This window comes from Clostridium moutaii, assembly GCF_041205085.1.
In the GTDB taxonomy this organism is placed as follows: domain Bacteria; phylum Bacillota; class Clostridia; order Clostridiales; family Clostridiaceae; genus Clostridium_B; species Clostridium_B moutaii.
Genome location: NZ_JBGEWD010000010.1, coordinates 21870 through 42087, shown reverse-complemented (window position 1 = coordinate 42087; position 20218 = coordinate 21870). Strand labels below are relative to the sequence as shown.

General features: G+C 32.3%; 21 protein-coding genes, 1 tRNA gene and 1 riboswitch. Of the genes, 2 read left to right on the top strand and 20 right to left on the bottom strand.

Annotated features, from left to right (window positions below; genetic code table 11):
* Positions 1 to 43 precede the first annotated feature (43 nt).
* The 8 genes from ilvD to AB8U03_RS11215 all read right to left on the bottom strand — a co-directional run bounded on the left by ilvD (position 44) and on the right by AB8U03_RS11215 (position 8827).
* Positions 44 to 1768: a dihydroxy-acid dehydratase gene (ilvD, locus tag AB8U03_RS11250; protein ID WP_369704653.1), complete on the bottom strand. Its 1725-nt coding sequence runs from the start codon at positions 1766 to 1768 to the stop codon at positions 44 to 46.
* Between the two features lie 15 nt (positions 1769 to 1783).
* On the bottom strand, positions 1784 to 2671 hold the full coding sequence (locus AB8U03_RS11245) for a dihydrodipicolinate synthase family protein (protein ID WP_369704652.1): 888 nt from the start codon (positions 2669 to 2671) through the stop codon (positions 1784 to 1786).
* Between the two features lie 93 nt (positions 2672 to 2764).
* The gene (locus tag AB8U03_RS11240; protein WP_369704651.1) at positions 2765 to 3541 is read right to left on the bottom strand and encodes an IclR family transcriptional regulator; all 777 of its coding nucleotides are present in this window, start codon (positions 3539 to 3541) and stop codon (positions 2765 to 2767) included.
* A gap of 244 nt (positions 3542 to 3785) precedes the next feature.
* On the bottom strand, positions 3786 to 4886 hold the full coding sequence (locus AB8U03_RS11235) for an ABC transporter ATP-binding protein (protein WP_369704650.1): 1101 nt from the start codon (positions 4884 to 4886) through the stop codon (positions 3786 to 3788).
* Between the two features lie 34 nt (positions 4887 to 4920).
* Positions 4921 to 5625: a glycerophosphodiester phosphodiesterase gene (locus tag AB8U03_RS11230; protein ID WP_369704649.1), complete on the bottom strand. Its 705-nt coding sequence runs from the start codon at positions 5623 to 5625 to the stop codon at positions 4921 to 4923.
* A gap of 29 nt (positions 5626 to 5654) precedes the next feature.
* Entirely contained in the window at positions 5655 to 7004 is a 1350-nt protein-coding gene (locus tag AB8U03_RS11225) for an ABC transporter substrate-binding protein (protein WP_369704648.1), read from the bottom strand.
* A 54-nt stretch (positions 7005 to 7058) separates the two neighbouring features.
* Positions 7059 to 7880 (bottom strand): carbohydrate ABC transporter permease, encoded by an 822-nt coding sequence (locus AB8U03_RS11220; protein ID WP_369704647.1) that lies wholly within the window; start codon positions 7878 to 7880, stop codon positions 7059 to 7061.
* Between the two features lie 32 nt (positions 7881 to 7912).
* On the bottom strand, positions 7913 to 8827 hold the full coding sequence (locus tag AB8U03_RS11215) for a carbohydrate ABC transporter permease (RefSeq protein WP_369704646.1): 915 nt from the start codon (positions 8825 to 8827) through the stop codon (positions 7913 to 7915).
* Between the two features lie 367 nt (positions 8828 to 9194).
* Positions 9195 to 9294: riboswitch (TPP riboswitch) on the top strand.
* A gap of 184 nt (positions 9295 to 9478) precedes the next feature.
* Here AB8U03_RS11215 and AB8U03_RS11210 point away from each other — a divergent pair.
* Together AB8U03_RS11210 and thiW are read left to right on the top strand one after the other, a co-directional pair.
* Positions 9479 to 9787 carry a thiamine-binding protein gene (locus AB8U03_RS11210; protein WP_369704645.1) on the top strand — a complete coding sequence of 103 codons (309 nt, stop codon included), beginning with the start codon at positions 9479 to 9481 and terminating at the stop codon, positions 9785 to 9787.
* A 5-nt stretch (positions 9788 to 9792) separates the two neighbouring features.
* Positions 9793 to 10296, top strand: a complete 504-nt coding sequence (gene thiW, locus AB8U03_RS11205; protein WP_369704644.1) for an energy coupling factor transporter S component ThiW — start codon at positions 9793 to 9795, stop codon at positions 10294 to 10296.
* A gap of 178 nt (positions 10297 to 10474) precedes the next feature.
* Here thiW and AB8U03_RS11200 read toward each other — a convergent pair.
* From AB8U03_RS11200 to AB8U03_RS11145, 12 genes are all read right to left on the bottom strand, one after another.
* A tRNA-Thr gene (locus tag AB8U03_RS11200) sits at positions 10475 to 10550 on the bottom strand.
* 135 nt (positions 10551 to 10685) lie between these two features.
* A complete protein-coding gene (locus tag AB8U03_RS11195; RefSeq protein ID WP_369704643.1) occupies positions 10686 to 12020 on the bottom strand; it encodes a replicative DNA helicase in 1335 nt (444 codons plus the stop codon).
* A 65-nt stretch (positions 12021 to 12085) separates the two neighbouring features.
* Positions 12086 to 13984: a Lon family ATP-dependent protease gene (gene lonC, locus AB8U03_RS11190; RefSeq protein WP_369704642.1), complete on the bottom strand. Its 1899-nt coding sequence runs from the start codon at positions 13982 to 13984 to the stop codon at positions 12086 to 12088.
* 12 nt (positions 13985 to 13996) lie between these two features.
* The gene (gene rplI, locus AB8U03_RS11185; protein ID WP_369704641.1) at positions 13997 to 14440 is read right to left on the bottom strand and encodes a 50S ribosomal protein L9; all 444 of its coding nucleotides are present in this window, start codon (positions 14438 to 14440) and stop codon (positions 13997 to 13999) included.
* Positions 14441 to 16426, bottom strand: coding sequence for a DHH family phosphoesterase (locus AB8U03_RS11180; protein ID WP_369704640.1), 1986 nt, complete (start codon positions 16424 to 16426; stop codon positions 14441 to 14443). It lies immediately after the preceding gene.
* A gap of 15 nt (positions 16427 to 16441) precedes the next feature.
* Positions 16442 to 17431 (bottom strand): YybS family protein, encoded by a 990-nt coding sequence (locus tag AB8U03_RS11175; RefSeq protein WP_369704639.1) that lies wholly within the window; start codon positions 17429 to 17431, stop codon positions 16442 to 16444.
* An 11-nt stretch (positions 17432 to 17442) separates the two neighbouring features.
* Positions 17443 to 17760 carry a MazG-like family protein gene (locus AB8U03_RS11170; RefSeq protein ID WP_369704638.1) on the bottom strand — a complete coding sequence of 106 codons (318 nt, stop codon included), beginning with the start codon at positions 17758 to 17760 and terminating at the stop codon, positions 17443 to 17445.
* Positions 17761 to 17961: 201 nt separating this feature from the next.
* The gene (gene rpsR / locus AB8U03_RS11165; protein WP_369704637.1) at positions 17962 to 18216 is read right to left on the bottom strand and encodes a 30S ribosomal protein S18; all 255 of its coding nucleotides are present in this window, start codon (positions 18214 to 18216) and stop codon (positions 17962 to 17964) included.
* A gap of 19 nt (positions 18217 to 18235) precedes the next feature.
* Entirely contained in the window at positions 18236 to 18688 is a 453-nt protein-coding gene (locus tag AB8U03_RS11160; RefSeq protein ID WP_369704636.1) for a single-stranded DNA-binding protein, read from the bottom strand.
* A 12-nt stretch (positions 18689 to 18700) separates the two neighbouring features.
* Positions 18701 to 18988, bottom strand: a complete 288-nt coding sequence (gene rpsF, locus AB8U03_RS11155; RefSeq protein WP_369704635.1) for a 30S ribosomal protein S6 — start codon at positions 18986 to 18988, stop codon at positions 18701 to 18703.
* 111 nt (positions 18989 to 19099) lie between these two features.
* Positions 19100 to 19309: a DUF951 domain-containing protein gene (locus tag AB8U03_RS11150; RefSeq protein ID WP_369704634.1), complete on the bottom strand. Its 210-nt coding sequence runs from the start codon at positions 19307 to 19309 to the stop codon at positions 19100 to 19102.
* 3 nt (positions 19310 to 19312) lie between these two features.
* On the bottom strand, positions 19313 to 20203 hold the full coding sequence (locus AB8U03_RS11145; RefSeq protein WP_369704633.1) for a mechanosensitive ion channel family protein: 891 nt from the start codon (positions 20201 to 20203) through the stop codon (positions 19313 to 19315).
* Between the last annotated feature and the right edge of the window lie 15 nt (positions 20204 to 20218).

Sequence of the window (20218 nt, the reverse complement as noted above, 5' to 3'; positions counted from 1 at the left end):
CTCCTCCTGACAATATTATTTAATTAGGATCTTGTAACATCTTTTATTCCATATATGCTCCGCTCATTGCTGATGCAGCATGTTCAGTATATCGTTTAAAAACTCCATAACGTTCATGGTGCTTAGGTGGCTTCCAATTTGCTTTACGTTTCAGCAATATTTCATCAATCTCTTTTGCTGAACATTCTTTTCCCTTTATTCCTATTATCCGTAATGTTCTGCTATCTATGTCCAATTCAATTAAATCATTATCCTGCACCAGTGCAATGGGACCACCAACTTCAGCTTCAGGAGATACATGCCCCACACAAGGTCCTCTTGTAGCACCAGAATAACGTCCATCCGTGATCAATACAGTAGAACCACTTATTTTAGGATCACACATCATAGCCTCTGTAGTCATAAGCATTTCAGGCATACCTGAACCACGCGGTCCTTCATATCTAATAAACAATACCATTCCAGGTTCTATTTTTCCCTTTACAATTGCTTCATGGCAATCTTCTTCTGAATCAAATACTTTTGCCGGACCCATGTGGTGCATCATATCTTTAGATACTGCCGAATATTTAATTACCGCTCCTTCTGGCGCCAAATTTCCTTTAAGCACAGCTACGGATCCATAGGTTTTTGTTTCATTTATAGGTTTTATGATATCCTCTCTTTTTAACCCGTAGTTACGCAAATATCCATATATTCTATCAAAAAATCCTTCCTTATGCAACTTTCCCAGATTTTCTCCTAGTGTTTTTCCCGTAACTGTCATAACATTTAAATCCAGATAATCTCTAAGTACCCATTGGACCATTGGAATCCCACCTGCAAACCATAATGTTTCAGTAGGATATTTTCCACTAGGTGCTATATTGCAAATATGGGGAATCTTATGATTTGTTTCATCAAAAATTGCAGGATTTAATTTATAACCCATTTCATGCGCAATTGCCGGAAGATGAATTAATGCATTAGTAGAACCACCAATAGCAGCATGTACAATAATAGCATTTTTAAAAGCTTCTGGCGTCAATATATCTCTAGCCCTGATATTTTTTTCAATTAGATTCATAATTTGACGTCCAGCTAGTTTAGACATTGCTGTGATATCTCTCATAGTTGCAGGTGATAATGCTGCGGCGGGCAAAGCCAAGCCAAGTGCTTCAGCCATACACTGCATAGTGCTTGCAGTTCCCATGAACTGACAGGAGCCGCATGAAGGGCATCCAGTTAATTTATAATTCATAATCTCCTGCTTCGAAATATCATTTTCCTCTTCTCTTAATGAGACCTCCCCGCCTTTTACAGATGTGGACATATCGGGTCCGGGTCTCATACTTCCTCCTGGAATAAAAATTGTAGGCAAGTTTAATCTGGCTGCTGCCTTCAAATGAGCCGGTACCGCTTTATCACAAGAGGAAATAAGAATTAGCCCGTCCCATGGCGAACATGAAGCATGAAGTTCCACCATATCTGCTATAATTTCTCTTGAAGCCAGAATATAATTCATACCATCATGTCCTTGAGCCCATCCATCACAAATATCTGTTACATGAAAATTTGCTGGACGGCCACCTTTTTCATATACTCCTATGCTGGTTTCCTTGGCCAATTTTGATAGATGAAAACTTCCCGGATGACTCTCTCCAAACACATCATCTATAAGTATTTGAGGCTTTTCTAAGTCTTCCTCATCCCAATCCATTCCCAGTTGTAATGCATCATGTTGTGACCAAATTTGTCTTGCATGCTTACATTTTTGAGTATAAACCATATACAATCATCCTCTTTATTCTATATTTATCAGATCTTTTATTTTATTTCTGATATCTTCATCCGCTTTAATACTGTAATTTTTTAAGGATGTATTTATATTTATATTTAAACGTATGCTAACTGCTTCTTTTAATGTTATTATAAAAGGATCCAACAGACTATACATTTCCATTAACTTATTTATTTTACTTTGACAAATCAATAATTTATCAACATCCTTATCCAAAAAGGCTTTATAAGTATTTATAAATACCTTTGCATTCACATTTGTTAAACCGCCTATAATTCCAGCACCTTGTGATAAAAGATTAGGTATCAAGTATTCTTCGAATCCTGAAAATATAGAGAAATCACTGCGAATTTTTCTAATTTTTTCGCTGAACTTTCTTACGTTGCTTATAGAATCAATAGTATCCTTTACGCCAACAATATTTTTAAAATCAGTAACCAGTCTATATATAAAATCCGCTGATAAATTAGTACCGGTTCTATCCGGAAAATTGTATAAAATTATAGGTAGTTTCGTATTCCTAGCTATAATTGAATAATATTCATAGAGATGCTGTTCATTCAGGCTAAAATAGTATGGAGTTACAACTAAAACAGCATCTGCATTTATCTCCTCAGCAAAGTGATTTAGCTCTATGACCTCCTCTATATTGTTAGATCCTGTACCAATTAAGAATTTAATCCTTCCTGAAATAACTTCACCCACAAATTTTACATATTCTTTTTTCTCAGCAAGTGATAAACTAAAAAATTCTCCTGTGCTTCCCAGTGCCACAATACCATCAACACCATCAGAAATTAATTTTTCAATTAAAGCACTAGTAGCCTCTTTATTGATACCTCCTTCATCATTAAAAATAGTGAGCATTGGTGTATAAATTCCTTTGAACATCACAATTTCCTCCTTATCTTGTTTCATATTTAGAATAACGTTTTATATGTAGATTATATTTTTAGTTGACTTAAATTAAGTCAACTAAAAATCTTAAAACAATCTTTCTTTTGTATAACCAAGTTTCTTAGAAATTTCTAAAGCTGCCCTTATTGCAAATTCCTTATGTTTTTCCGCACTTTCATTATTTTTCTTTATTTTTAAATTTGAGATGGATACTGCAGCTATGGCTTTTCCCGTATTATCGTATACTGGAACACCTATACAAAATATGCCATCTTCATTCTCTTCATCAGATATAGAATACCCTCTTTGCCTCGTTGCTTCCAAATCCTTTAATAAATCCTCTGGATTTATCAATGTGTTCTTTGTCCTTGGCAGTAATTTAATCTTGGATAAATATTCATTCATCTCTGTTTCACTATAGGTTGCCAAAACAGCTTTGCCCAAGCCTGTAGAATAAAGGGGCATTATTGATCCCAAATTGGCAGTTGTTCTCAAAGCCTTTTTTGATTCTTTCTTGTCTATATATACAAGCTCATTACTATTTACTATAGCTAAAAATACAGTTTCCAAAACATTATCAGCCACCCATTTTAAAATAGGATCTGCAATGTTAACCAATTCAGTTTTATTTAAATATAAACTTCCAAGTTTAAATGCCCCAATTCCCAATTCATAACTTTTTAATTTTTTATCCTCTATTGAAAGAAAATCCCTTTCAACCAATGCATTTACAATATTAAATACACTGGTTTTAGGTATCTCCAGACACCTGCTTAATTCAGCTATGGTAACAGACTCTTCACTTTCGCCGATAAATTTTAAAATATCTAATCCTCTTAAAATTGCCTTATTCAAACAATCCACCTCATCATTTTATATATGAAATGCTATTTCATATGTTAAATACATTATATGAATTTTTCTTCTCTTTGTCAATGATATTTTAATAATATTCTTCAGAGCTTCCCATACTATTTCTCCTTATTTATAATTAATAGGTCACAGGTTTCACCTCTGCTGGAAGCACCATTAAAAATAGCGGTCGTAATTTCTACAACCGTTATTTTTATGAAATAGATATCACTTTACCTAAAATATTAAATTTATGCTATAAAACTGCCAATTGTGTTTCTTTATCAAATATATGAAATTTATTCCAATCTAAAGTGAATTTAACCTTATCTCCCGGTCTAGAATCTACTATTCCTTCGACTCTGGCTATAATATTGGAGCTGCCTTTTGATAAATATATATAACTTTCCGCCCCCATAAGTTCTATTAAATCCACATTGAATTCAATCAGATTATCCTCCGAAGAATTCTGTGGAATTCCTATATTTTCAGGTCTTATTCCAATTATTATATTCTTATTTACATAGTCTTTCTTTTTTAAAATCTTTGATACACTGTCCTGTAATATTATTTGTTGCTCTTCAAATGAAATTGCCAGTTTTCCATTTACCTTCTCCACTCTGGAATTTATAAAATTCATCTGGGGACTTCCGATAAATCCTGCTACAAATACATTTACAGGATGAATATATACTTTCTGTGGAGTATCAACCTGCTGAATAACACCATCTTTTATAACAACAATCCTTGTACCAAGTGTCATTGCCTCTGTTTGGTCATGAGTAACATATATGAATGTAGTTTCCAATTTATGATAAAGCTTAGATATTTCCGTTCTCATCTGAACTCTTAACTTAGCATCTAAATTTGACAGGGGCTCATCCATTAAAAATACCTTTGGATTTCTCACTATGGCTCTTCCCATAGCAACTCTTTGTCTTTGACCGCCCGATAGTTCTTTAGGTTTTCTATTCAATAAATCAGATATACCCAGTATTTCAGCTGCATTTTTAACTTTTTCATCTATTTTAGGCCTTGATAATCTCCTCATTTTAAGTCCAAAAGCCATATTGTCATATACAGTCATATGAGGATATAATGCATAGTTTTGGAAGACCATAGCAATATCTCTATCCTTAGGTGATACTTTATTTACAAGCCCATCTTCTATATAAAGCTCTCCACCTGTTATTTCTTCAAGTCCTGCAATCATTCTAAGTACAGTAGATTTACCGCAACCTGAAGGCCCTACAAATACTATAAATTCTTTATCTTTTATTTCCAGATTAAAATCCTTAATGATCTCAACATTATCTGAATATATTTTATGTATATGTCTTAAGGATAAGTTTGCCACTCTACCATACTCCCTTTCTATTAAATGCCATTCCTTAGATCAACTTTTTAAGTATATTGGGATAATTTGTTATGATACCATCTACTCCTAGATCTATAAGCTTTTTCATATCATTTTTTCTATTCACCGTATAAGTGTTTATGAGTATACCGCTTTTTTTAATATCCTGAACTATTTTTGCATCCATAACCAGTGAAAAAAGTGGATGAAGTGCATCAGCTCCCATTTTCTTCGCATATTCTTCCGGTTTATAAATAGCTGTTCCATATAATAATCCTGTTTTTATACTATTGTCATACTGCTTCACTTTTTGCATAGACTTATGATTAAAAGAAGATATTATCACATTTTTTTCTAGTTTATACTGGTATATCTTATCTATCGTATTTTTTTCTAAATTATTGTAATGAATAATATCATTTTTAAGTTCAAGATTTAAAAGCAGATCCTTATCCTTCACATAACTTAACAGCTCATCCAAACTGGGAATTTTTTCTCCTTCTCCAGCATTAAATTTCCTTATTTCTTCATAAGTATGGTTCCTTATAAACCCACTTCCATTTGTAGTTCTATCTATAGTTTCATCATGACATATAACTATAACACCGTCTTTTGTTACATGCAGATCCGTTTCTATTCCATCTGCACCTGCCTCTGCTGCCTTCTTAAAAGACAGCATTGTATTCTCAGGATACAATCCGCTAAAACCCCTGTGCGCAATATTCAAAGTTTTAATCATACTTCTAATCGCCTCTTTGTTCTTATATATTATTTCTTATTATCCTGATTATATTTTTGGATAGTCGAATTTATGCTGTCCGCTGAATTTTTTACAGCCTGTTCAGCAGATTGCTTGTTTTGAAGCATTTGCTCTATATTGGATTCAACAGTCTGCCTTGCCTCAGGAAATACTGACATAAGTGCTCCTTTAGCTGTTTTAGGTGACGCATGAAGCTGATCTATAGCAGTTTGAAACTGTGGTTTTTTCTTTAAATTATCCTTCATAAGTTGTACATCATAGGCTTTTTTAGTTACAGGAAAATATCCTGTCTGCGTAGCCCAATAAGCCTGTTCATCAGGTGATACCATATATTTTATAAATTCCCAGGTTGCCTTTTCTTTTGCACTGTCTTTACTGTCAAGCGCCCATAATGAAGCCCCACCTATTGAAACACCTCCATCCTGTGTTCCATCAAAGGATGGTAAAAATCCAGTTCCAACCTGAAATCTTCCTCCAACACCGCTCAGTACAGCTGATAAATCCGCTGTGGATTCAATATACATAGCGGTTTTACCTGCTATAAATGCATTTTCCGTATCATCTTCATTTCTTCCAAAATTGCCTGCATTACCAGATTCAACTAATTTCTGCCATTCATTTAGCACTTTTAATCCTGAACCATTTTTATCAAATTCTACAGCTGTTGGAGCTTTTTCCCTTCCATTGCCGTTATTTGCATAATTTTGTCCCTGCTTAATTATAAATTGTTCAAAAAACCAACCGTATATAGCCATTGAATATCCATATTGGGTAACTTTTCCAGAGCCATCCTTTTTAGTTAATTTTGCTGCTGCACTTTCAAGCTCTGAAAATGTCTTAGGTGGATTATTGGGATCCAATCCTGCTGCTTTAAAAGCATCTTTATTGTAGTATAGTATAGGAGTTGATGAATTAAAGGGCATTGAATACAATTTATTATTTACAGTATAATATCCTTCTATATTTGGTTCCAAATTTGATGTATCATATTTTTCACTGTCTATAAAATCCTGCATCGGTTTGACCCACCCGCTGTCTATCATAAATCTGGTACCTATATCATAGGTTTGCATGACATCAGGTCCATTTTTTGTTCTTTCTGCACTTTTCAATTTATTTATAGCTTCATCATATTTTCCCTGATATTGTGCATTAACCTTGATATTCTTGTGAGAACTGTTGAAGTCATTTACCATCTTTGTAAGTGCCTGACCATTTTTGCCGGACATTGAATGCCAGAATGTAATCTGTACAGGTTTGCTGCCGCCTGAAGCCTGACCTCCACTATTGACACAACCAGTTAAGGCACCTACTGCCATCAATGAAACCATTAATAAACTTATAAATTTCTTTTTCATTATCTTTCTCCCCTCAAAGTTGATTACTTGCATGTAATTTATATAAGTTCATAATTAGCCTTTTACTGCACCGGATGTCATTCCTTCTATGAGCTGTTTCTGACCAAATATGAAAATTATAATTGAAGGCATTAGTACCATTATAATACCAGCCATTATCAATCCAAAAGACTGATTTTCAGAAAACTGCAGCATGCTTATACCTATCTGCACAGTTCTGCTGCTATCTTTGCTGGTTACAAGCAGCGGCCAGAGATACTGATTCCATGTAACTAAAAAAGTGTACACACCAAGAGATCCTATAATAGGTCTTGACATTGGAAACACTATTCTAGTAAAAAACTTGAAGCTGTTGCAACCATCTATTTTTGCAGCCTCGTAAAGTTCTCTGGGAAAAGTAAGATAATACTGCCTCATCATAAATATTCCCATAGCAGCACTTAAATACGGAATGATAAGTGCTTTATAGCTGTCCAGCCATCCAAAAGATCCAACGGTCAAATAATTGGATATCATAATGGATTCCGCCGGTATCATCATAGTTGCAATAATGATTATAAATAATATTTTTTTACCCCTAAAGTTAAAAAATGAAAATGCAAAAGCCGCTAAACACGATGTTGCAACTTGTCCTACAGTTACTCCTAAAGATACGATAAAACTGTTGATTATAAATTTTATTATAGGTGCTGCATTTAGTGCATCTATATAATTTTGAAAATATAATTTTTTAGGTATCAGTTTCGGAGGATAGGAAAATATCTGATCGGGGGGCATAAAGCTAATAGCTAAAGCATATAAAATAGGAGATATTGCTATCAAACCAAATACTGTGTTTACTATATAAAGGACTGTTTTATTTATACTTTTTTTCATATATTATACCTTCCCATATTTATTTTTAGTTTCTATTTATAAAACACCTTTTTATCCTCATATCTGAATTGAATTAATGTTATTACAAGCATCAATAAAAACAAAATTATTGATTCCGCACTTGCTATGCCAAACCTGTTGTTAAAAAACGCATTTCTATAAATAGAATAGACAAGTACATTGGTAGCTTCCCCAGGTCCCCCCAGTGTCATTATATTTATCTGTCCAAAGGTTTGAAATCCATTTATAATATTGATAATCAGTACAAAAAAAAGTGTAGGTGAAAGGCATGGCAATATTATATTTTTTAATTGTTGAAAATAACTTGCTCCATCTATAGATGCACTTTCCATTAACTTCTTCGGAATATTTTTAAGCCCAGAAGTTATAAAAATAAAATTTATACAACTGTTGAGCCATATGCCAACTATGGAAACTGCAATAAATCCCCAGAACGGGCTCGTAAGCCATCCTATATTCCTTTTAAACAAAAAATTTATAAACCCTATACTTGGATTAAATAGAAGCATCCATATTATTGCAGCTGATGCGGAAGACACTGCCATAGGCATGGCATACATAGTGCTGAATAACCCTTTGAATTTTAATTTGTTGTTACATACAAGTGCTAACATCAGTCCAATTAATATAGACGGTATTGTAGTCACAATGACATATTTGAAAGTGACAATCACGCTATTAATAAAAGAAGGATCTTTAAATAAATCAACATAATTAGATAATCCAGCAAAAGAACTTGTCTCTCCCTGGGCATTTGTATTAAATAAACTTAAATATATAGTTTTGAAAAATGGGAAATAAGTAAATCCTATAAATATGCCTATGCAAGGGATAATATATAAATATGGTTCCAAAATATTTATAATTTTTTTCTTTTCAACAGTTTTATTTTGAGTTAAATTCATCTGTTGTGCTGCTTTTTCCATTTAGATACCTCCATTAATTTTATTTACAAATATATACTACCCCACCAATATTAATAAAGGTTTATATTATGGTTAAATATATTTAACAAATACTTATGCAGTATGATCATAAACTTTTATATATAAAAATACCCACTATAACCAGTGGGTGACCTTTAACATCTTCTTCTGCATTCCTTTTATTGTTTTAAATTGAAATTTAGATCTGTCAAGCTGAGCATACATTAATAGATATCACGTTTTATAGGAAATGAATCTCCATCTTTTCATATCACATTTAAAGAATTAGATAAAAATTTACCATTTTAAATACCTTTACAGGTATTGTCTTCCCAGCAAATTAGTGGTATAATTAAATAAAATTTAATAGTAGTTACAGGGGGACTAATATAGTTGAGAAGGATTAAAAACCTGACCCTTAGAACCTGTCAGTTAATACTGTCGTAGGAAGTCAAAACATAATTCTGATATTGGAATCAAGCTGTTTTAATCTATACGATTAGAACAGCTTTTTATAATATTAAACAAAATAAATAGCACTACATAACTTTTATGCAAATTTAAAAAGCATGAAAAGGGGTACACCACCGCGGGCGTATTTACTTTTTATGCTTTTTTTATTTATAAATAATATCTAGGAGGATTGATAAAATGAATGCAAGTGTAGCAATTCAGGTATTGCCAAAAGTAGAGGGTGAAGATGTAATCTCCATTGTGGACAAAGTTATTGCCTATATCAAGAGTACCGGTTTGAACATATTCGTAGGCCCTTTTGAAACCACAATTGAAGGTGATTATGACCAGCTCATGGATATAGTAAAAAGGTGTCAGATCATCTGTATAGAACAGGGGGCACCAAGTGTAATGTCCTACATTAAAATAAGCTACAACCCAGAAGGTGTCTGGAGTATTGAGAAAAAGACGAAAAAACATCATCCTGAAATGAATGGAGGCAAGTAAACAAAATGAAAAAATCCATTATCAAAAAGGAAGTTTTTACAGCACTGCTGGCAAGTATATCCTACGTACTCAGTACTTTTGTATCCTTTCCAAGAATGGCTCCATTTCAACACTTTGCAAATGTCATAGGTGCAGTTTTTCTGGGACCCCTCTGGGGATTCAATTGTGCTCTTATGACAGGACTTATGAGAATGATATTAAACGGAAGCACAATTTTGGCTGTAATAGGAGCTGTAGTAGGGGCATTTCTTTCAGGACTGCTGTACAAAAAATTTCATAAATTCATCTGGGCAGTAGTGGGAGAAGTAATTGGAACAGGAATTTTAAGTGCAATCATTTCATACCCATTTATGAGAGCTTTTTACGGACTTCCCAAAACTTCAGTCTTCACTTATATCCCCTTTTTCATTCCCGCATCCCTAATGGGAGCAACTTTAGGGTATATACTTCTAAAGGCACTTGATAAATCAAAGGTGCTTCCATATTTAAAGTCTCTTGTAAATAACTAAACAATCCTTTTTTAACATGGGCATTCATAAAACTAGCTTAAGTAAAGCTAGTTTTATTTTAGTCAAACTATTTTAGTTCAAAGGTCCCTTCTGGAATCGGAGGGAATTACCTTTAAATAAAAGCCTAGAAAAATATTGCAAAAACAACGGCTGTAGAAATTACAGCCGTTGTTTTATCTGGTGCTCCCAGCAGGAGTCGAACCTGTGACCTACTGATTACGAATCAGTTGCTCTACCAACTGAGCTATAGGAGCAAAGACACATTATTATTTTAATACAAATCCTGATTATAATCAAATATAAATTAATTTATTTTATAATATTATTGTCCACAAATAAGTATCAAAACAATAAGTCATTATGAATAATTTTTATAATGACTTATTGTTTTATTCCTGATGAATTACATCAAGATTTCCAAATTTACTGAACTGCCCCATCCATGCCAGTTTTACAGTACCTGTAGGACCATTTCTCTGTTTTGAAATAATACATTCTGCTACATTTTTTTCTTCTGTTTCTTTATTATAGTACTCATCTCTATATAAAAACATGACTATATCTGCATCTTGTTCTATTGAACCAGACTCTCTTAGATCTGAAAGCATGGGTCTGTGATCTGTCCTTGCCTCAGGGGCACGGGATAACTGAGATAATGCAATAACCGGACACTGCATCTCCTTGGCAAGAGCTTTAATTGATCTGGATATTTCCGATACTTCCTGTTGTCTATTTTCTGAACTTCTTCCTCCACTCATAAGTTGAAGATAGTCCACAACTATAATGTCTATACCCTGTTCTATTTTCAATCTCCTGCATTTAGATCTCATTTCCATAATTGATATACCCGCCGTATCGTCTATAAATATCTTTGATGCAGCCAGAGGTCCTGAAACCCTGGCTATATTTTCCCAATCTTTATCTTCTAGATCTCCAGTTCTAAGCTTTAGCATATCTATATGAGCCTCCGAACATAATAATTTATATGCCAGTTGCTCTTTTGACATTTCAAGAGAAAATATAGCTACCTTTTTTCCTTCTCTTAAAGCTGCATATTCCGCTATGTTCAATGCAAAAGTTGTTTTACCCATAGAAGGTCTTGCTGCCACCAAAACCATGTCTCCCTTTTGAAAACCGGAAGTTTTAGCATCCAATTCTCTAAATCCTGAAGCTATCCCTGTAGTTTCTCCTTTATTATTAAATAATCTTTCTATTTCTAAAAATCCTCTTTCAAGCACAGCATTCATGGATTCAAAATCTGAAGTCTTCATATTATTGGATAAATCAAATATAGATTTTTCAGCCATATCGATAGTTTTTTCTACATCATCCTGACCATTATAGCTTTCTTCTATTATTTTTGTAGAAGCTTTAATGAGCTTTCTAAGAGTAGATTTATCCTTTATAATTTTTATATAAGATTGCAAATTAACTGTGGACACGATGGATCCACTTAGTTCACTTATATAAGTTATTCCACCTGCGGCCTCAAGTTTAGATTTTGATTTTAAATTTTCTGTTAATGTTATTATATCTACAGCTACATCCTTTTTATATAGATCAAGTATGGATTCAAATATAACTTTATGGGCATCTTTATAAAAATCCTCAATTTTTAAAACTTGTATAGATTCAACTATGGCAGTTTTATCAATGAGCATCGAACCAATTACACTTTGTTCAGCTTCTATATTATGAGGTATGCTTTTAAAAGGTACATCCATGGAAACTTCACTCCTCAGCTTTTAATAATAAGTAAATTTATTTAGCTCTCTAATACCCATAATATCTACTTGAATACTATTTTTATAAGTTCTTCAATATTGGATATGACTTTGACCTTTATATCCTCAATATCCGCAGGTACTTCTTTTAAATTTTCTTCAGGCACCAATATAGTTTTTATTCCATTTCTTTTTGCACCATAAATCTTTTCAAAAATACCTCCTACAGGCTTTATATTACCTCTTAAGGATATTTCTCCTGTCACAGCTACATCCTGTCTTAAAGGTTTATCCAAAAGGGAGCTTATGATGCATGCCGTAATAGCAGCTCCTGCTGAAGGGCCGTCAATCTTCCCTCCTCCTATTATATTTACATGGATATCATAATCGCTTATATCTTTATCAGTAATCTTTCTTATGACTGAAGCGGCGTTAAACACTGAATCCTTTGCCATACTTCCTGCTGTATCGTTGAACCTTACAATTCCCTTTCCACTTTCCTTAGCCTTAAATGCCACTGATTCTATTTCTATAGTAGAACCTACATACCCCATTACACCCAATCCATAAATATGTCCTACCTCATATTTTTTCTTTGAAGTCACTTCCTCAAAAGAAACAAGTCTGCTTATGGATATAACTTTTTTTAAATCATCTACTGAGATGCTGATTTCATCTTTTAAGTCCCTGACTCCGCTATTATAAAGTACATAACCATAAGCATCTGATAATATGTTAACGGCTTTTCTTCCTTCAATAGTATATTTACTTATGAGCTCGGATACACCATCTTCAATTTCTATATGGAGCTTCACAGCTGCATTTTCTACTATTTTTTTTATATCTTTTGCAGAAAGAGGTTCAAAATAAACTTCAGTACATCTAGATCTGAGAGCAGGATTTATTTCACTGGGATCCTTAGTTGTAGCTCCTATAAGCAAGAAATCTGCTGGAGCTCCCTTTTCAAATAAATATTTTATATACTTGGGAATATTTTCATCATCAGGATCATAATATGAAGATGAAAATTCAACTCTCTTATCTTCCAGTACTTTTAAAAGCTTGTTTTGAAGCATTTCATCCAGTTCCCCTATTTCATCAATAAAAAGTACTCCTCCGTGTGCTTCTGTAACAAGTCCCAATTTGGGCTCTGGTATTCCAACTTCCGCCAGATCTCTTTTTGTGCCCTGATATATAGGATCATGTACAGAACCTAGAAGAGGATTTGTAATTTCTCTAGGATCCCACCTTAAAGTACTACCATCCACTTCCACAAATTTTGCATCCTTGCTAAAAGGTGTAAACTTCAACTTTTTAGCTTCTTCCAGTGCAATTCTAGCAGCTGTAGTCTTGCCCACTCCTGGTGGTCCATATAAAATTATATGCTGTGGATATGGTGATGCTATTTTCGAGAGTATTGATTTTATAGCTCTTTCCTGACCTATAATTTCTTCAAAGGTTTCAGGCCTTAAAAGCTTCTGGATATTTTTACTAAATACTTTAGAATCCAACACTTCCAGCTTTGCATATTTCTTTAAGGTCTTTGCATTTTCAGGTCCCTTTTGTTTTTTTATAATACTGAGCCTGATATCATCCATATATTTATCTTGACGTTCTGTAAGATTTTTTTCCACTTCTTTTTCAATGCTATTTCTAACATACCTTTCTGCCAGTACTTCTGCAATCCAATTATTAGTATCTTCCAGTGCATCATGTACATCTGATTGATCTGGTACAATGTCCAACCCTTTTCCATCACTTACTATTTTATTTAAAGCATATAGTCTTTCCAATACATTTTTACTATCTATATAATTCTGAAGCTTATACTTCACTATTCTAGATTTTATAGTACCCTCATCCATCATTTTCTTTAATAAATTATTCAATACTTTTATTTGAGTATCTACAGGTATAGAGTTATTAAGTTCTTTATTTAATCCATCGACAAATTGTAGTTTCACAGACTTTCCTCCTTATTTTTCTCCAATAACTACCTTTATTTTAGTGGATATTTCAGGATACAATTTGATTTCTACATAATAGATACCAAGTTGTCTTATATTATTGATTACTATTTTCTTCTTGTCTACGTCTATATTAAATTTCTTTTTAAGTTCATCTGAAATATCTTTGCCAGTTATAGAGCCAAATAATCTCCCGTTTTCCCCTGACTTGACAGTTAAATTTATTTCTTTTCCTTTCAAGCTTTCAGCAAGTTTTTGTGCTGTTTCTATCTCTGAAAGTTTCTGTTTTCTTTCTGCCTCTTTTTTATTGTTCCATATATGAAGATTTGCATCATTTGCCTCTTCAGCAAGTCCTTTAGGTATTAAATAATTTCTTGCATATCCATCTGAAGCTTTTACTACTTCCCCTTCTTTCCCCAAGGATTTTACATTTTTTAGTAATATAATTTTCATTTAATCTTCACTCTCCTCAACATATTTCCTTATAGCATTTTTTAATTTTTCCAAGGCTTCATCTATAGTTACAGATTCTAATTTTGTTCCTGCCATAGTCATATGACCACCACCCCCTAAAGCTTCAAGTATAATCTGTACATTTATATCGCCTAGAGATCTTCCACTGATAAATACTTCATTTTTTATTTTAACAAAAACAAAAGATGCTTGAATACCTGTAATATTTAGCAGTTCATCTGCCGCCTGAGCAGTCAATAACATGTTTCCTATTTTTTCAGGACACACTGCTATAGCAATGTTATTATATATTTTAACTGATTTTATAATTTCAGCTCTTTTCAAGTAAGTATCCAGATCATCAGAAAAAAATTTTTTTACATCTATAGTGTCCGCTCCCAATCTTCTTAAAAAGGATGCGGCCTCAAAAGTTCTCACTCCAGTTTTAAAATAAAAGTTTTTGGTATCCACACATATGCCTGCAAGAAGAGCTTCTGCTTCTATTACCTTTATTTTTGGTTTTTCTATCATATAAGGTAACATCTCAGTAATCAGCTCCGAGGTAGATGAGGCATATGGTTCAATATAATTCAGAAGAGAATTCTTTATAAAATCTGGAGCTTTTCTATGATGATCAATTATAGCCATTCTATTAAACTTCCTGGCTAGCTCCATGTTTTGTACATACCCTTCACTATAAACATCTACAATTATGAGAAGGCTATTTTCATTTATCTTATCTTCACAATCCTTACTGTGTACAAAAACATTATGGTACTCTTCTTCCTCCTTTATTTTATTTAATATAAGCTTTATACTTTCATTGCTATTATCCAGTATTATAAAACATTCTTTATCCAATTGGCTGACTACACTATGGAGTCCCACCGATGCACCCAGACAATCTATATCGGGATTGATATGTCCCATAATAAATACATTACTGCTGTCCTTTATTATATCTACAAGTGCCTGAGCTATCACCCTTGCCTTTACTTTAGTCCTTTTCTCTACTTCCTTAGTTTTTCCTCCATAAAATAATAACTTATCCTTACTTTTTACTACTGCCTGATCTCCACCTCTTCCAAGTGCCAGTTCTTTAGCTGACACTGCAAATTCCTCATTTTCCTGAGGAGTTTCTCCGCCTCTGCCCACACCAATACTCAGTGTTACTGAAAGCTTATTTCCCATGTTTATTTCTCTCACAGTATCAAGTATTTCAAATCTTTTTTCCATTTCTTTTTCTATATATTTATTTTGTATGCAGAACACATACTTATTTGATTCATATTTTCTTACCATGGAATTTAAACTTTGGGCATAAATATTTATGGTTCTCTCTATTTCAGCTATTATAAGAGGTTTATCATCCTCTTCCATAGTTTTTATAACATCGTCAAAATTGTCAACCTCCATAAGCATTATTGTACTTTTATTTTCATTTATGGAAGTCATAATACTATATGAATTTGTTACATCATAAAAATATAATATCATAATTTTATCTTTGGAGTCTTCAGAAGTATCAACTATATTAGCATATATATCATAATGTTTATCCTTAATTTTTATGTATCTAAATATATTTTCCCTGCCATTTGCGGCCTGTTTAACGTTAAAATCTCTAGCTATATTTTTAATATTTTGACCTAATATATCTTTCCCCTTTAATATAAATGAAAAATTTTGATTATACCAAAGTACATCACCGGTCATTTTTATTATAACAAGAGGAAATGGCAATTTCACAAGGGTACTTCTAGTAGCTATATCAAGTTTAGATGAAAAATTTTCTATAAATTCTTTCCATTTGTCTTTTCTGGATCTGGTATTCTTTATATTATAGATCACGAGAAATACATATAGACAAGTAGCTATAATGCCTATAGTTCTATTTCCATATAGTATTAACATTAAAATAAGCACTGCAATTATTACCATGTATACTTTACTACTATTTATAAAGTAATTGTACTTATTATCCATTAAATAAGCCCCCAGTTACTGTTTTTTTAATTTTTTATAAGGGTCAAGCTTTCTAAAATCAAATATCATATCTATAAATCCTGCTAAGACATAAAATAATGATAAACTGGATAAAGCCGTCAATACTATAACGATAGCAGTAATTTTTTTAGACATTTTAAATTTTTTCATTAGATAGTATGTTATCAGTGCTAATCCATCTATAAAAAAGATAAGCTGTAATATAAGCTCTGAAGAGGTAATCATATATTGTCCAATAGCCATATTCTTTCTGTTAAGCAATATTCCTATAACAAGCATCAATCCCCCTAAAGTACCTAATCTGGTATTCATATACCATTGATTAAAAGGTTTAATCTCATTAACTTCATATTTTAACTTTATAAGTATGGCTCTGGTTATTATGTAATTTAGATATGATAAAATAAATGATACAATTATTATTCCCGCAGGAATAAGTTTCATAATATATTCTGGTGTAAATACTTTGACCATATTTTCCACGGAAGCAAGTTGACTGCTGGATACACCGGCTTTTTCATACATACTCTTACTCAAATTCATTGATTGCTTAAAAGTTTCCACCATATTATTGACAAATCCATATAATCCTCCCTTACTCATGAGCATTACATAGACAACTAGATAAAAAATCATTCCCACCGCCATTGATATAGATAAAAGTATTATGGTAGTTCCAAATTCTTTTTTGTTTTTTATACAATACCCTAAAGTCATTCCCGTCAATCCTATTGACACTATTAAAGATAATGCAGCTATAGGATTATAAAGCATTGATATCAATATACCACTTGCTATGATAGAAATCAAAGTAACCTTATAATTTTGTTTAATATACAATACTGTTATAGGTACCGGCAATATGAAATTAGCAAATATAGAAAATACAGGTACATATATACTTATGAGCATTATTACTACTGTAAGTGCTGTGGTCAAACTAGCTTCAATTAGAGCTTTCGTATCATACATCTTTTTTTGCATTTTTACCTCCGTTAATCCTTTTCTTTGAGATGATTATATAATTTACTTAAATCTTTTCCATGTTGCTCTATTTTATCTTCCTCAATTATACCAATTTTTAATTTCTTTTTCATGGTTTCATCTACTGCTGTATGAGAATATCCCAATCTTTCTGCAAGTAAATATAAAATTATTATTGCCCCGGAAATACAATCCAGTATAGATTCCTGTGCTACATTACTTCCTCTTGTAAGCAATTTAAAAAAATCTCCTATTATGCACAAAAGATCTGCTTTTAAGTCTTCTATTATCTTAACATTATACATTATGTTAAAATTCTCCTTATTCATACAATCTCCCTCCCAACCTCTGATTCCATTTTAGCTTCTTTCATATTCTTATACAATAAATTCTATTTTATAATTCTAACTTATGTATAATAATATTATACATAAGTTAGAATATAATATTAAGCTAAAATAGTAATTTAAAAATTATTATTTATTTAAAATATAAAAAAGTGAAGAATAAAAATTCTTCACTTCTCAAATTTATTCTGTTGTAAAAGGCAACAACGCTATGTTCCTAGCTCTTTTTATAGCTTCAGTAAGCTCTCTTTGATGCTTTGCACAGTTTCCAGAAATTCTTCTTGGAAGAATTTTTCCTCTCTCTGTAACATATTTTCTCAATTTATTTATGTCTTTATAATCTATAAACTCAGATTTATCCGCGCAAAAAGCACAAACTTTTCTTTTGGATCTTCTCATTTTTCCAGAGCTTTTTCTTCCGCCTTCTCTATTTGCCATAAGCTTATCCTCCTTACTTTTAAAATGGGATATCTCCATCATCAACCGGTGTAATATCCTCTCCATAAATCTCTTCATTAAAACCTTTGTTTTTATCCGCATCTGCAGATGAATTTTCATTTAAATTCTCATTATGTGAGTTTCTTGAAGTTTTTTCTCCCCATTCAAGAAATTGAACCTCTTCTGCAATAACTTCAGTAACATATTTTCTACTACCGTCTTTAGCTTCATAACTTCTAGTTTGGATTCTACCGCTAATTCCTATAAGCTTTCCTTTACTCATATAGTTTGCCGTAGATTCAGCTTGTTTTCCCCACACGACAATGGGAACAAAATCTGCCTCTTTCTGTCCATCTTTAGAAAACCTTCTATCAACGGCTATAGTAAAGGTGGTAACTGCTTTACCCATTCCTGGTGTAAATCTCAGCTCTGGATCTTTAGTTAATCTTCCAATTAAAACAACTTTATTCAATTAAAACACCACCTATTTTTCATCCTTTACTATTATATGTCTTATAACTGTATCTGTAATTCTAAACACTCTATCTAATTCTTTTGGCAATTCAGAATCGCCATTAAAATTTATTAAGGTATAATATCCTTCGTTAATCTTATTTATTTCATAGGCAAGTTTTCTCTTACCCCAAACATCAACGTTTTCTATTACTCCTCCACCATTTTCTATTACACCTTTGAACTTTTCTACATTAGATTTAAAAGCTTCTTCATCTAATGATGGATGTAATATAAATATAGTTTCGTATTTTTTCATTGATTCCACCTCCTCCCTCTGGACTAATGGCTGTAACTTTCACAGCAGGGACTACAATTTCTTATTTTACCACTCATGAAATATAAAATCAATTAATTTATATTTCACTTTTCACGGAGTTTTTGTGTCAACAGCATTCTGTTTAATAATTTTTTTTACATTCTTAGAAAATTTGTTTCTTGGAAGCATTACTATCCTTCCACATCCACAGCATTTAATTTTTATATCAGCTCCAAGCCTTATTATCTGCCATTCATTACTTCCACAGGGATGACCCTTTTTCATTTCTACTATATCACCCATATAAAAAACCTTTTTCATGCCTTATCCCTCCTTTAATAATTTTATTGATAAGCAAGGAGTTTTTACATTTTTTGCCTTCAACATTTCTCCAATTTCCCTTCTAAGCTTCATTTCCATATTCCATTGTGTCATTGGTTTAGTTTTACCGGATATTCTGATTGTTACCTTATCATCTTCTATATTTGTAATACCCTGAACAACAGGTCCTTCTGTAATGGCATTATTTTCTTCCTTAAATTTATCACATAAATTGGACATTAATTTTATAACTTCATTAATATTTTCATTATAAGAAATATCTGTATCTACAATAATTCTTATATTTCCCCTGGAATGATTAGTAACTTTTGTAATAATGCCATTGGGAATTATGTGCAAATCCCCATTAAAATCCCTTATTTTAGTAATTCTAAGCTCTATGCTTTCCACAACACCGCTTTTGTCATCTATATTAATGTAGTCTCCAACTGAAAATTGATCCTCAAACAGTATAAAAAAGCCATTGATAACATCCTTTATAAAGCTTTGAGCACCAAAACCAATTGCCACTCCACCTATTCCCGCAAAAGTCAAACCGGTAGCACCTGCCTTTGGTGATATTACTGTAATTATAGTAAATATTCCAAAAAAATATACTGAGTATCTCAATATACTTTTTAAAACAGCTCCAACTGTCTTAGCCTTTTTATCATTTAATGAAATTCTAAAATCCTTCTGTCTGGAAACATACTTGGTTATAATTCTACTTCCCAACTTAATGACTAAATACATAATTATCAATATAAATATTATTTTAAAAATCACTTCTGCAAAATTAAAAATACTTTCTTTGTATATGGATATTCTTCCTATTTTAACAACATCATTTTCTACAATAATTTTTAAAAAAGAAAAAACACTACTGCCCAACATATTTTACCTCCAAAA